General features: G+C 56.5%; 14 protein-coding genes. 8 read left to right on the top strand and 6 right to left on the bottom strand.

Annotated features, from left to right (window positions below):
* Positions 1-159: 159 nt before the first annotated feature.
* Both MUN80_RS16095 and MUN80_RS16090 read right to left on the bottom strand, forming a co-directional pair.
* Positions 160-858: a LytR/AlgR family response regulator transcription factor gene (locus tag MUN80_RS16095; RefSeq protein ID WP_244714485.1), complete on the bottom strand. Its 699-nt coding sequence runs from the start codon at positions 856-858 to the stop codon at positions 160-162.
* Positions 855-1883: a sensor histidine kinase gene (locus tag MUN80_RS16090; RefSeq protein WP_244714484.1), complete on the bottom strand. Its 1029-nt coding sequence runs from the start codon at positions 1881-1883 to the stop codon at positions 855-857. Before MUN80_RS16090 ends, MUN80_RS16095 begins: the two co-directional genes overlap by 4 nt.
* 199 nt (positions 1884-2082) lie before the next feature.
* Here MUN80_RS16090 and MUN80_RS16085 point away from each other — a divergent pair, with 199 nt between their 5' ends.
* The 6 genes from MUN80_RS16085 to MUN80_RS26010 all read left to right on the top strand — a co-directional run bounded on the left by MUN80_RS16085 (position 2083) and on the right by MUN80_RS26010 (position 6318).
* Entirely contained in the window at positions 2083-2733 is a 651-nt protein-coding gene (locus tag MUN80_RS16085; protein WP_244714483.1) for a hypothetical protein, read from the top strand.
* 165 nt (positions 2734-2898) lie between these two features.
* Positions 2899-3426 carry a DUF2306 domain-containing protein gene (locus tag MUN80_RS16080; protein WP_244714482.1) on the top strand — a complete coding sequence of 176 codons (528 nt, stop codon included), beginning with the start codon at positions 2899-2901 and terminating at the stop codon, positions 3424-3426.
* Between the two features lie 113 nt (positions 3427-3539).
* A complete protein-coding gene (locus MUN80_RS16075; protein ID WP_244714481.1) occupies positions 3540-4235 on the top strand; it encodes a helix-turn-helix transcriptional regulator in 696 nt (231 codons plus the stop codon).
* 92 nt (positions 4236-4327) lie between these two features.
* Positions 4328-4729, top strand: a complete 402-nt coding sequence (locus MUN80_RS16070) for a VOC family protein (RefSeq protein ID WP_244714480.1) — start codon at positions 4328-4330, stop codon at positions 4727-4729.
* Positions 4730-5176: 447 nt separating this feature from the next.
* Positions 5177-6019 (top strand): acyltransferase family protein, encoded by an 843-nt coding sequence (locus MUN80_RS16065; protein ID WP_262922011.1) that lies wholly within the window; start codon positions 5177-5179, stop codon positions 6017-6019.
* Between the two features lie 5 nt (positions 6020-6024).
* Entirely contained in the window at positions 6025-6318 is a 294-nt protein-coding gene (locus tag MUN80_RS26010; protein WP_262922010.1) for an acyltransferase family protein, read from the top strand.
* Positions 6319-6430: 112 nt separating this feature from the next.
* Here the strand turns inward: MUN80_RS26010 and MUN80_RS16060 are convergent, their stop codons facing one another.
* Together MUN80_RS16060 and MUN80_RS16055 are read right to left on the bottom strand one after the other, a co-directional pair.
* The gene (locus tag MUN80_RS16060) at positions 6431-6667 is read right to left on the bottom strand and encodes a hypothetical protein (RefSeq protein ID WP_244714479.1); all 237 of its coding nucleotides are present in this window, start codon (positions 6665-6667) and stop codon (positions 6431-6433) included.
* Between the two features lie 71 nt (positions 6668-6738).
* Positions 6739-9198, bottom strand: a complete 2460-nt coding sequence (locus tag MUN80_RS16055; RefSeq protein WP_244714478.1) for a TonB-dependent receptor — start codon at positions 9196-9198, stop codon at positions 6739-6741.
* 361 nt (positions 9199-9559) lie between these two features.
* Here MUN80_RS16055 and MUN80_RS16050 point away from each other — a divergent pair, with 361 nt between their 5' ends.
* Both MUN80_RS16050 and MUN80_RS16045 read left to right on the top strand, forming a co-directional pair.
* Positions 9560-10834, top strand: coding sequence for a glycoside hydrolase family 2 TIM barrel-domain containing protein (locus MUN80_RS16050; RefSeq protein WP_244714477.1), 1275 nt, complete (start codon positions 9560-9562; stop codon positions 10832-10834).
* Positions 10835-10927: 93 nt separating this feature from the next.
* Positions 10928-11278, top strand: coding sequence for a hypothetical protein (locus MUN80_RS16045; protein WP_244714476.1), 351 nt, complete (start codon positions 10928-10930; stop codon positions 11276-11278).
* A gap of 171 nt (positions 11279-11449) precedes the next feature.
* Here the strand turns inward: MUN80_RS16045 and MUN80_RS16040 are convergent, their stop codons facing one another.
* On the bottom strand, positions 11450-12058 hold the full coding sequence (locus MUN80_RS16040) for a slipin family protein (RefSeq protein WP_262922080.1): 609 nt from the start codon (positions 12056-12058) through the stop codon (positions 11450-11452).
* Positions 12059-12070: 12 nt separating this feature from the next.
* Positions 12071-12205, bottom strand: coding sequence for a hypothetical protein (locus MUN80_RS26005; RefSeq protein WP_262922009.1), 135 nt, complete (start codon positions 12203-12205; stop codon positions 12071-12073).
* Positions 12206-12478 lie beyond the last annotated feature (273 nt).

The raw sequence follows: 12478 nt of genomic DNA, 5'->3' as shown, positions 1-12478 counted from the left end.
TGGCAACTGCCTGGCAAGAATGCCTGCTCCCAGGCTGGGTACTCCGTCACGGGCTAGGTACGGTCACCCAACAAAACAGATCCGTGCGCGGCTCGGGGAAGTCAGGCAGCAACCGGTGACCACCTATGAGGCAGAAGCTATAAACCAGAGTAAAAAACTTCAAAAGTTTTTTGCAAGCAACTCCATCAGCACTTGCTTCCTTTCCCGTGCTATTGGCAAGGTAACGGCTGACAAGTGAGCCGTGAAGCCGTCTATGGAAGTAATGCACTTTGCTTGTACCACATACGACCGGTGGATCTGGATAAATTTTTCTATCGGCAGTAGCCCCTGCAGCGCTTTCAGTGTTTTGTGAATGGTAATCGTCCGATTGCCACTCAAGTGAAGCTGCACGTAATTTTGCAGGCTTTTCACATACAGAATATCATCAACGAATATCCGATGTTCTGCTCCATGCTCTTTGAAGAAGATAGATTTCTGCTCCGCGCTTTCCGGATGCATCAACTCGTATAAGCTCTTGGCTTTCAATACTGCTTTTTCGAAATCTTCAAAAAAAATGGGCTTTAGCAGATAATCTATAGCATTTACTTTGTACCCTCTTAGCGCATACTGCGGATAAGCCGTAGTAAATATAATCATAACAGCATTATCGTCAATCATTTCAGCGAACTTCAAACCATTAATTCTGGGCATTTCTATATCCAGAAAAATCAAGTCGACCTCTTTGTTTTTGAGCAGCTCAATCCCTTCGCTGGCGTTAGCATATTCTCCTATACATCGGAGAAAGTCAAATTCCCTTACAAACTCCCGGAGCCCCTCGCGGGCAATCGGCTCATCATCGATTATCAGGCACCGAATCATAGGTATAAACGCAGTTCTAGTTTGACGCAGAATATGTCGCCGATTTCTTGTACGGCTAAGGCATAACGATTGGGATACGCTAAGCTCAACCTTTCACGCACATGCTTCAAGCCCACGCCCTGGGGTTTTCCGGCCCGTACGTGTTTGTCAAACGTATTTGTTATTTCAAAAATGAGGTTTCCTTGCTCGGTCAAGGTGCAAGTCTGCCGGATAAAGTATTCGCCCATCTGAGCCGGCAATACGTGCTTGAAGGCATTTTCCACGAAAGCAGATAAAATAAATGGGGTTATCTGAAAGCTATTTTCAATAACATTCCATTCAGACACTATTTGCAGCTTATCTACATATCTATTGATTTCTAGATCAAAGTACTGTTTCAAGAACGAAACCTCATCATCAACAGTAATAAATTCTTTCTGCGACTCATATATATAGTAGCGCAGTATCCGGCTATACGTTGACAGCAGACGCAAAGCCTTTTGCTGATCTTTGCGAATAAGAAACTGCAGGTTATTCAGCACATTAAACGTAAAGTGTGGACTCAACTGATTCCGTAGCAGGCTTAGCTCCATTTCCAACGCCTTGCGTTTTAACACCTCCAATTCCTTGTCCTTTATCAGGGAGTCTTTGTATCTCTCGAGCAAGTAACTAAGTCCCGACACAAAGCCACTCACGATAAAAAACCCAAAAAACACGGGCGTGGAATTCTTTAAGATATCGGCAGCGGCTGTCTCCTGCATAGTCAACTTTATAACTGCATAGTTTTCCAGGGACAGAATCAATGCTACTACAAAGCAAGAAGCAATAATTAGAGCAGCTAGCTGTACGGAGTTGAGACGGGCCGTAAAACCCTGAACCAGCTTTGCAGATATGGATTGAATATAAATTCGGAGCGTAAGCACTATGCACCCGGTACACAGAAGAGCGGAAGACAGCGGCAACTCTTTACTGAAAGACAACTGAAGTAAAACACCCAGGGTAAAAAACGTCCAAATGAAACTATTGAGTTTATTCTTCAGTGGCATAGAAAGTATCTTTGCAGCAAATCACGGCATATTCCTTCATACTCTCTCATCAATTCGTCACTAAAAATCAACCGTTCGTCAAAATAGCCTCCGGGCCCTAACATTTCGCCCATGAAATAATACCGTTGGTCAAAAGCAGGTTTTATCTCCTATAGAGCCCCCATAGCTTTGTCCTATCATCCACCAACGACACAAGAAAATGAAAACCACTTATCTGACCGGACTCGCGCTCTTTGCTGTTCTACCTGGCGCTTTTGCCCAGGGTACTCCCTCCCGGCTCGCGTTGACAGTAGGGTTGATAAATAATTATGACGTAACCGCAAGAAATAGCGCAGTAAAAAATTATTACAGCTTGGGAAGCAAAGTAAACATTATTTTTAATGATGCCTGGTTTGTAGGCTTTGCGCAGCTAAATAGCATTACCCCTAAAAATACGCTGAGGATAAATTCGTCAGAGCAAATAAAAACAGGAGTATCAGAGTATGCGCTAGTGGGAGGCCGTAAATGGAATCTTACTCCCAAAACCTATGCATTGGGTAGTGTAAGGTTCGGAGTAAGCCAGTTGGTATTGCGTAATGACCAGGACTTGTTGTTAAAAGATATTTTCAGTGACAATCACGAGGGCTGGAAACAGGAGGTTGCAGAAGCCTTTGGTGCGGATCGCCGCCAATCTTCCTTTATGGCCGGCGCTGAAGTAGGGGTTGGCTTTACAATAAATAAGTTCTTGGCGCTTGAAACCAGCACTAATTATCGCCATCATTTCCGGGATGAAAAGCTTCCTATTGCCACCCACGATTTAAATAAAGTAGGGTTTGCTCTTTCCCTGGTGGGAACAATTAATTTGAAGTAGCGTTGTTGGCTGCCCAACGCCGCCGGGAGCCATCTGGGCGGCGTTGGGCATTGCAAGTAATACAGCATGCCTCAAAACTGAACTTGGCCCCGCCGCGTACGCTTGAGCTAGTTAAACCATGCTCGTTTGCGTCGAATGGCGCGCGTGACCGAGCCATTATCTGGCATGCACAACCTCGTTTATAGCACCTGGGGGCTGGTACATTTGCTGGCAGCGGTGCTGTCGTTGCTTCTGGGCACCGGGGTGCTGGCGCTGCCGAAGTGGGGGCGGCTGCACAAGCGCCTGGGCTATGGCTACGTGGGCAGTTTGGCCGTAATGCTCGCCACCTCCTTTACCATTTACCGCCAATTTCACGGCTTCGGCATTTTCCACGTGGCGGCCCTACTCAGTGGCTTTACGCTGCTGGCGGGCATGGGGCCAGTGTGGCGCAAGTGGCCGGCCCGGGGCTGGCTGCCGTTGCACTACGGCTTTATGTATCTGTCGGTGCTGGAGCTCTACGTGGCCCTGGTAGCCGAGGTGCTAGTGCGCCAGCCGGGTTACTCGTTCTGGCAGGTAGCGGGCATTTCCTCAGCCGTAGTGCTGCTGCCCGGCGCCGGATTGTTTCGGCGGCTACGCCGGCAATGGCTGGGGGCCGCTCCTGGGCCCGCCAAACGCCGGTCGGCCGCTGGCTACCGGGTCTATAAAGCCGCCTAATGCCCAGCCGCCGCTTCGAAGGAGGCAAGCTTAATTACCGGCCCCACCCCCTGGTGGCTTACCTTTGCCGCCGACACTTTCCCGTACCCGAGCCGCCGAACTCTACCCGCGCCATGAACCGTATTGACCGCCTGTTTGGCATTACCACGCTCTTGCAAGCCAAGAAATACGTTTCAGCCGAGCACTTGGCCGAGCAATTTGGTATCAGTGTGCGCACGGTGTACCGCGACATCAAAGCCCTGGGCGAGCAGGGTATTCCGGTGAGCTTTGAGCCGCACAAGGGCTATTTTCTCGTGCAGGGCTACTTCCTGCCGCCGGTGTCCTTTACCCCCGAGGAGGCCAACTCCCTGGTCCTGCTCGAAACCATTGCCGCCACCCTGGCCGACGCCTCCATTCAGGCCCAATATACCGCGGCCCTGACCAAAGTAAAGGCCGCCATGCGCGAGCGGGAACGGGAGCGGCTCGAACAGTTTACCAGCCGCATCAAGATGCACCTGCCGGAGTACTTCCGGGGCCCGGCCGACTACCTGGCTACGCTGCAGTCGGCGCTGGCTGACCGCCGGGTAATCGAGTTGGAGTACTGCGACAAAAGCGGGCAGAGCAGCCAGCGCCCGGTGGAACCCATTGGGTTGGCATTTTACAATTTGTCCTGGCACCTGATTGGCTGGTGCCAGCTGCGGCAGGATTACCGCGACTTTAAAGTGGCCCGCATCCGGCAACTCACGACCACCACCCGGCCCTTCACCAAGCCCGACCACCTGCTGCTCACCGAGTACATTGCGGGCCTGAACCTGCCTTACGTGCCGTAGTTATTTTTTCGGGGGCCTAATTCAGACTGCCATAGGGTTGTCAGTGGGCGGGCGGAGCTTTGGGGCATCATTCATTTTTTACCTGATTCCCCATGAAGTTTGCCTCCATCCGCGTAATTACCAACGACGTGCCCCGCCTGGTGCAGTTCTACGAGCAGATCAGCGGGCTGCCCGTGCGGCAGTACACCGAAGACTTTGCCGAGCTCCAAACCCCGACGGCCACACTGGGCATCGGCAGTACCCGCACCCTGCAATTTGGCGGGCAGCACGTGGCCCGCGCCGCTCACAACTCCTCGGCCATCCTCGAATTCCGCGTCGCCGACGTGGACGCCGACTACCAGCGCCTGGCTCCCGTGCTTGGCGAGGCCGTAGTGCAGCCCCCTACCACCATGCCCTGGGGTAACCGCTCCCTGCTCTTCCTCGACCCGGACGGCAACCTCGTCAACTTCTTTGCCCCCGTCACGCCGGAAGCCCGACAGCGGCTCGACGGGTAAGCGCTGGTGAGCCGGGCCGCTGATAAACGCTTCGCACAGCAGCCAGGAAAAGGCCAAACGAGTGGCTATAGCTTACCCGGAGCCTCCGCAAAACACCGGGGCCCTCTGGTAAGCTGTAGTTGCTCGTCAAAGAATTCTCGCTCCGTTCAGAAAGCCTTTCGCGGCACCCGGCAAAACTTCCGGGTGCCCGTGAAAGGCTTTTTAGATCGGCGGAGAAAGCGCGGGGTGGCCGCGAAAGGTTTTCTGAGCCGTTACAAATAGCGCCGGGCACGGGGAAGCTTTTCGTGGCCGCTGGGCAAATGCGCGGGGCATCTGCAAAACGTTTTAGCATAAAGCAATTTGGGGATCCGCAGCATTGTCTGCTATTGCCAAGACTGGTACTTTAGCCAGCCCGGGAAAGATCCGTGCAGCTGTATTCCATTCGCTACTTATTCTTATTTCTCATTCATGGAGTCTACTCAAGTACTCACTGCCGCGCATCCGACGCCGCTTAGCACCAAGCCGCACTACGCCATTCTGGACGGGTTGCGGGGCGTGGCAGCCCTGATGGTCGTGGCCTTTCACCTTTGTGAATCGCACGCCACCAGTCACCTCGACCAGGTCATCAACCACGGCTACCTGGCCGTCGACTTCTTCTTCCTGCTCTCGGGCTTCGTTATTGGCTACGCCTACGATGACCGGTGGAGCCGGCTCACGCTCAAGGAGTTTTTCCGCATCCGCCTGATACGCTTGCAGCCGCTGGTGGTGCTGGGCATGGTAATCGGCGCTATCTGCTTCTATTTTCAGGCCTCGCCCGTGTGGCCGGGCATCGCTGCGGTACCGGCCTGGAAAGTGCTGCTGGTGATGCTTGTTGGCTTCACCCTGCTGCCGCTGCCGGTATCAATGGACATCCGGGGCTGGCACGAGATGCACCCGCTGAACGGGCCGGGCTGGTCGCTCTTCTACGAGTACGTTGCCAACCTGCTTTATGCGCTGGGAGTACGCAAGTTTTCTAATACGGCGCTGGGCATCCTGGTAGCTCTGGCCGGCGCGGCCCTGATTCACCTGGCTGTGACCAGTCCGGCTGGCGACGTAATCGGGGGCTGGTCGTTGGAGCCCGAGCAGCTGCGCGTTGGGGTTAGCCGGGTTATGTTTCCATTTTTTGCCGGGTTGCTGCTCTCGCGCGTAGCGCCGCTGGCCCGGTTCAAATCCGCTTTTCTGGCATGTAGCGTGCTGCTGGTACTGGTGTTGGCCATGCCGCGCATTGGGGGGCGGAACGGCTGTGGCTCAACGGCCTCTACGACTCGCTGAGCATCGTGGTGCTGTTCCCGCTCATCGTGTGGCTGGGAGCCAGCGGGCAGATTGCCGGCGAAAAACCGGCCCGCCTCTGCAAGTTTCTGGGCGACATCTCCTACCCTATTTACATGACCCACTTCCCGCTAGTGTACATCTATACCGGCTGGGTGGGCACGCATAAGCCGACGCTGGCGCAGGCCCTGCCGGTAGCGGTACTCACGTTTGGGGCGGCGGTTCTGCTGGCCTATGTTAGCTTGAAATTCTACGATGAGCCGGTGCGACGCTGGCTTAAAAACCGGCTGGCACCACGCTAGACCCGCTCGTATTGTCTGCCATCCCCGCCCGGCCACAGGCCAAGCACAAAGCCCCACCCCGGCCGAAAAGGCCAGCCGGTGGGGCTTTGTGCTGATGAGGCGTTAGGTAAAACTAGTTACCAGAAAGGAAGCCCGGCGGATTTACGCCCTTGGCTTTGTTGCGGTTATATAGGTAGGCCGCTCCAGCTGCCAGCAGAGCACCGGTAGCCAACTTGCGGCCCATGCCTGCGGGGCGGGCAGCGGGATTGGACGTGCCGGTGGCTGGACTGCCACCGCCAATGGTACGAAACAGACCCGACAGCAGGCCTCCCATGGAACCGCTTGGGCGGTCAGAACCAAATATGCTCATGATTGACAAGGGAATATGGTGGAGCTGGTATAACGCAAGCCCGAGCGGCATGGTTATGCTCTGGCTGCAACTCACTGGGCCCGGCGCTTCTCGTCCTCGGCCCCGGAGCGGCGGTTCGTGGAAGTTAGCTTATCGTTGCCCAGGCGCCAGCTCAAGGACAAAGTAGCCACCCGGGAGTCGCGGCGCAGGTAGAGGTCCTCCTGGTAGTTGTTGTAGGTGGAGCGGGCCCGTAGCGGGGTGGTCAGCAGGATGTCGGTGGCGGCCAGGCGCAGGGTCGCTTTCCGGTCCCAGAGCGCCTTTTGCACGCCCAGGTTTACCTGTCCGTAATCCTGGAAGACGAAAAAGCCCACCCGCTGCCGGGAGTAGTAGTTGCCGCTCAGCTCGGCGCCCCAGCCCTTGCCGAAGGTGAACGTGCTGTTGCTACTGAGCGTGAAGGCACCCTGCCCGCGGCTGAGAGAAGTATTGGCCAGGGTACCCTGGTAGTGGATGTAGAAAAACACTGCGTTGTTGTATACCTGCCACCATTTCGTGGGCGTGAGCGGGGCCGTCAGGGTCAGGGCCGCGTAGTGCTGCTGGTTCAGGTTCACGTACATCGACACGGTAGAGGTGCGTGACTCGGGCTGGGCCACGTCGGTAATGGGGTTCTGGGTGAGACTGTAGCTCAGGCTGGTGGTGAATTTCTGCTTGAAGGTGTGGGCCAGTTCGAGATTGTAGCTGGTTTCGGGCCGCAGCTCGGGGTTGCCCTTGCCGGTGGTGGTGGGGTCAATGACGAAGCGGAACGGGTTGAGCTGCCGGTACGAGGGCCGGTTGATGCGCCGGCTCAGGGCCGCCATCCACTCATGCACCGCGCTGGGCGTGTATTTCACCGAGGCCGTGGGAAACAGCTGGTAATAGTCGCGGCGGAAGTTGTCGGACTCCACTACCTGCTCGCCTGTGGCGTGGGTTTGCTCCCCGCGCAGGCCCGCCTGCAGATTCAGCTTGCCTACTTTGTGACTTACATTCACATAGGCGGCCGAAATCAACTCGTCGTAGCGGAACCGGTTGGTCCGGCCCTGGTCTACGCTCGTGATGCCCTCTACTGTGGTCAGGAACAGAATGTCGTTGTCGGAAAACACCCGGCTGGCTTTGGCCCCGGCTTCCATGGTCGTGTTTTCGCTCAGGGTTCGGCTATAATCAGCCTTGGCCGCCTGAATGACCAGCTCGCCCGTTTGGTCGCCGTTGAGCAGGACTTGGGGCCGCCCCGACAGCTCGTAAAACGTGGTCAGGCTCTGCAAACGGTGGGTGTAGTAGCGGGCATAGTCGAGGTCGGCCGTCAGCTCGGGTTTGACCGTTTTGGCCTTGGCAAATACGTGCCGAAAGTTAAGGTTGGCCGTAACGTTGGGGTTATAGCCCACCCCCGTGCCCTGGGCCGTGTAGTAATCGGTCAGCTGGCCGGCTCCGTCGTAGAAGTAGCTCACGTTGGTGCTGCTCCCGCCGGGCCGCGGATTGGGCACGGCAAAGCCCGTCACCACCCCGCCCAGGGTCGTATTGGCCGACAGGTTTACGTCGGTGCCCAGCCGCCAGATCAGAAAATGGTCACTGCCGATCTGGTTATTGCGCTGGTCGGCCTGGCTCACCAGCTCGGGGCCCGTGTCGGCCGTTTCGTAGTACGAGCGGTAGGTGTTGCGCAAGCCAAAGTTGCGGCGGCGGGTGTAGGTAGTCGAGGCAAACAGGTTGAGGCCTTTCTGGCGGTGGTTGCCCGAGGCGCTGGTCGAAAACCGGCCGAACTGCCCGCGGCCGTAGCTGAGGTTGCCACTGCCATTAGTACCCTGGCGCTGGTCCTTTTTGAGCTTAATGTCGATAATGCCCGCGCTGCCCTGAGCATCGTACTTGGCCGGCGGACTGGTAATGAGCTCTATGCTCTTGAGCTGGTCGGCGGGCAGGGCGCGGAGGTAGTCGGCCAGCTCGGCACCGGTCATGGGCTGGCGCTTGCCATCAATCATGACCAGCAAGCCCTGCCGCCCGCGCAACGCCAGGTTGTCGTTGGCATCCACGGTTACGCCCGGGGCCCGGCTCAGTACTTCCAGCGTGGAATTGCCGGTGGCCAGCGTCGAGCCTTCCACATTCACGATGGTACGGTCGGCCTGGCGCTCAAACAGCGGCTTTTGCCCCACTACCTGCACTTCCTTGAGTTGGGTAGCCGAGTTTACGCGCAGCGTGATAACCGGAACCGCGCTGCTGCCGGGCAGCGTAAACGTAGCGCTCCAGGCCCGGTTGTAGCCCACCTGCGCCGCCGACACCCGGTAGTTGCCGGCGGGCGGCAGCTCAAACCGGTACTCGCCTTTCGCGTCGCTAAACTCTGTCTTGACCAGCGTGGAATCCGCAGCGCGGTGCAGCGTGACGGTGGCATAGTCAATGGGGGCACCGGCCTCGGTCTGCACCCGGCCCGTGACGGCGGCCGCAGTTTGGGCCGCAGCGGCGGACGGCAGTAACAGCCCCGCGGCAACGGCGAAGGCCAAGCCAGCCGTAGTTGAGTAGAAGTTGTTTTTCACGGTGCGGAAGTGGTTTGGTAAGCTGGCAGCAGTAGTTCGGAAAAGGCAATGGAGTTCTGCAGCGCCAAAAAATGACGCCGGCAACGGGGTAAAAGCCGGTTTTGGTAAGCATCACACTGGGGCCCCCAACACGACTACCCGAACCAACGGGCACCGTGCTGCGGCAGCGGCGAAGTGTACTTCAGCGGTGGACACTGCGCCGACGGGGGAAGGTTACAGCTCCGGGCAACTTTTTTTCGGGCCCGTCATCTTTGGGGCCCCCACTGCCGATTCATGCTCTGCCAAAACCCTGGGCAGGCAGGTGAAGCAGTTGGGAAATAGCCGTTAATTTGAGCTCCTTCTCTAACAGCCACAAATTCCTATGAAATTTACCCTGCTGCTACCCCTACTCACGTTTGCCACCACAACTTTCGCCCAAAATGGCCCTGTCAAGGTCGAAGTAAAGCAGGGCAACGGCCGCTACGAGCTGCTGCGTGGCGGCAAGCCATACTTCATTAATGGGGCCGGCGGCGGGCAGTTTCCGGAGCGGGTAAAAGCCTACGGCGGCAATTCCATCCGCACCTGGAGCACCGAAAATGCCGATAAGGTGCTGGCCGAAGCTGGCAAGAACGGCCTCACGGTAATGGTGGGCCTCGACGTGGCCCGGGAGCGGCACGGCTTCGATTATAACAACCCCGAAGCCGTGGCCCAGCAGCTGCAGAAAGTAAAGGCCGAAGTGCTCAAGTACAAGGACAACCCGGCCGTGCTATTCTGGGGCATTGGCAACGAGCTGAACCTGGAATACACCAACCCCAAGGTATGGGACGCCGTGCAGCAGATTGCCCAGATGATTCACGAAGTCGACCCTAACCACCCCACCAGCACCGTGCTGGCCGGCCTCAACCAGAAGGAAGCCGACTACATCAAGGCCAAGTGCCCGGCCGTGGATATTCTGAGCATCAACACCTATGCCGGCCTAGCCGAAATTCCGCAGCAGGTGCGCAAAACCGGCTGGACCGGCCCTTACGTGGTGGCCGAGTGGGGCCCCACTGGCCACTGGGAAAGCCCCGTCACGCCCTGGAAGGCCTCGGTGGAAGAAACCAGCAGCCAGAAAGCCGCCGTGTACCAGAGCCGCTACGAGGCCTCGGTGGCTAAAGATAAAACCCAGTGCCTGGGCACCTACGTGTTCTTATGGGGGCAGAAGCAGGAACGCACGCCCACCTGGTACGGCATCTTCACCGAAGACGGTAAAGAGTCGGAAGTGGTGGACGTAATGCAGTACCTGTGGAGCGGCCAGTGGCCGAAGAACCGCGCCCCGCACCTGGCTTCGTTTACCCTGAATGGTAAAAAAGCCACCGACAACGTGTACGTGCAGCCCGGCCAGAGCGTGCCCGTGGTAGCCACCGTGACAGACCCCGACAAGGACGCGCTGACTTACCGCTACGAGCTGCTGCCGGAAAGCACGGACCTGAAAACCGGCGGCGACCGGGAAAGCCGCCCCACAGCCATTCCGGGCCTGGTACCGGCCGGCGCCAAGGGCCAGACTACATTGAAAGCACCGGCCACAGAAGGCGCGTACCGGCTCTTCGTGTATGCGTATGACGGCAAGGACAATGTGGCTACGGCCAACATTCCGTTTTACGTGCAGGGCAAGTAAGGCATGAAAGCAAGCCGGCTGCCTGACTTTGAAATAGTAGCGAATCTTATCCGAAACTTCGTAATCAAACCTAAGCGGGACCGATATCTGGCTATGATTGAGAAGCCCGGCAAGCATGGCGGCTACGGGTTCGGGGAGCTGGCGCACTTTACAAGGAACCTGGACTTACAGTTCTGCTACAAGATTCCCAGCCTGTCCTATCAAGCAGAAATAGACTACATCCTGCAAGAAATACGAAGGCACACTAAAAGTGAGGACTGTTACATCCTGCACGAATCAAAGAAGTTAGACGGCCAGTGGATGCAATTGGAAGAAGCCGTTCAAGCTATAGCCGGGCAAAACGAGGGTGCCTTCATAATCCTCGACAATGGCCAAGTGATGTATCACGAAAGCGAAACAGTGAAGGAACGATACATTGGAGCACGCAAACCAGCTATTAGTTAAACAAGCTGATCTTCTTCATGTCCTGGCTCTCCGCTCGGAATACCAATAAGAATGTAACCAACACGAAAAAGGCCTCTACCAGCGCGTGCTAGAGGCCTTTTCGTGTTGGCAGCAACTATGCAGTGAATTGGTGAGCAAGGCCCTTACTAACTTAGGGTGACGGTCGAAAGCTTAACTTTTTCCCGCCAGCTGGGTCAGGCTTTTGGCGGCCTGGGTAAACTCCGAAGGCACCATCACGATGGTCGTGGTATTATTGTCGATACCGATTTCGGAGAGCATCTGCAAGCGGCGCAGCTCCAGGGCAATAGGGCTTTCCTCCATCTGCCGGGCCCCCTGGGTGAGCTTGATGCTGGCTTCGAGCTCGGCCTCGGCCTTGATGATACGGGCCCGCTTTTCGCGGATGGCTTCGGCCTCCCGGGCCATGGCCCGCTGCATGGATTCGGGAATTTCCACGTCCTTGATTTCCACCATTTCAATCTTGACGCCCCAGGGCTCTGTGGCAGCATCCACCAAGCCCTGCAACGTGGCATTAATCTGCTGGCGTTCTTTGAGCACCTCATCCAGCTGGTGCTGCCCGATGATGTTGCGCAGGGCCGTGACGGAAAGCTGGTACACAGCCTGGTTGAAGTTGGCCACTTTGATAATGGCCGCGGCCGGATCCACCACCCGAAACCAGAGCACGGCATTCACCTTGATAGTCACGCTGTCCTTAGTAATGGTTTCCTGCTGCTCCAGGTCCACGGTTTTGGTGCGCATGTCGATGGTTTGCTGCCGCTCGATAAACGGGATAATTCAGTAGAGCCCGGGGCCGCGGGTACCCACAAACCGACCCAGGCGGAAGACAATGGCCCGCTCGTATTCCTGGGCAATGCGCAAGCCCAGCAGCAGGAAGATGACGAGAACGAGAAGAACGGAATAGAGTGACATGGCAATGAGAAATAAGGGTACAGAGTTACGTTGTTGCTCCTGCTACCACACCGCTCATGCCAGCTTTACTGCTATCCTTCCCAACTGTCTTTCTTCGTCTGGAAAAGCCGTTTTTTCTGGCTCTCTCTTGTCTTTGCGCCCCGTTACGATTGCCTTACCCTACCATTATGGGGTGGCCTGTTTGTTTTTTTGGAGTGCTTCCTGCCTCAAATACAAAGCCCCAACTCCGTGTTTGGAACTAGGGCTTTGTATTTGAGGCAGGAGCCGCTTACG

It is taken from the genome of Hymenobacter cellulosivorans, assembly GCF_022919135.1.
GTDB lineage: Bacteria > Bacteroidota > Bacteroidia > Cytophagales > Hymenobacteraceae > Hymenobacter > Hymenobacter cellulosivorans.
The sequence above is the reverse complement of the archived record's forward strand: the minus strand, read 5'-3'. Positions and strand labels throughout refer to the sequence as shown.

Bases quoted from the DNA above. Each gene is read 5' to 3' on its own strand.
- MUN80_RS16060 (WP_244714479.1), bottom strand. From the start codon at position 6,667: ATGAGCATATTTGGTTCTGACCGCCCAAGCGGTTCCATGGGAGGCCTG.
- MUN80_RS26005 (WP_262922009.1), bottom strand. From the start codon at position 12,205: ATGTCACTCTATTCCGTTCTTCTCGTTCTCGTCATCTTCCTGCTGCTG.
- MUN80_RS16075 (WP_244714481.1), top strand. From the start codon at position 3,540: ATGAACCGTATTGACCGCCTGTTTGGCATTACCACGCTCTTGCAAGCC.
- MUN80_RS16090 (WP_244714484.1), bottom strand. From the start codon at position 1,883: ATGCCACTGAAGAATAAACTCAATAGTTTCATTTGGACGTTTTTTACC.
- MUN80_RS16065 (WP_262922011.1), top strand. From the start codon at position 5,177: ATGGAGTCTACTCAAGTACTCACTGCCGCGCATCCGACGCCGCTTAGC.
- MUN80_RS16045 (WP_244714476.1), top strand. From the start codon at position 10,928: ATGATTGAGAAGCCCGGCAAGCATGGCGGCTACGGGTTCGGGGAGCTG.
- MUN80_RS16085 (WP_244714483.1), top strand. From the start codon at position 2,083: ATGAAAACCACTTATCTGACCGGACTCGCGCTCTTTGCTGTTCTACCT.
- MUN80_RS16050 (WP_244714477.1), top strand. From the start codon at position 9,560: ATGAAATTTACCCTGCTGCTACCCCTACTCACGTTTGCCACCACAACT.
- MUN80_RS16080 (WP_244714482.1), top strand. From the start codon at position 2,899: ATGCACAACCTCGTTTATAGCACCTGGGGGCTGGTACATTTGCTGGCA.
- MUN80_RS16070 (WP_244714480.1), top strand. From the start codon at position 4,328: ATGAAGTTTGCCTCCATCCGCGTAATTACCAACGACGTGCCCCGCCTG.
- MUN80_RS16095 (WP_244714485.1), bottom strand. From the start codon at position 858: ATGATTCGGTGCCTGATAATCGATGATGAGCCGATTGCCCGCGAGGGG.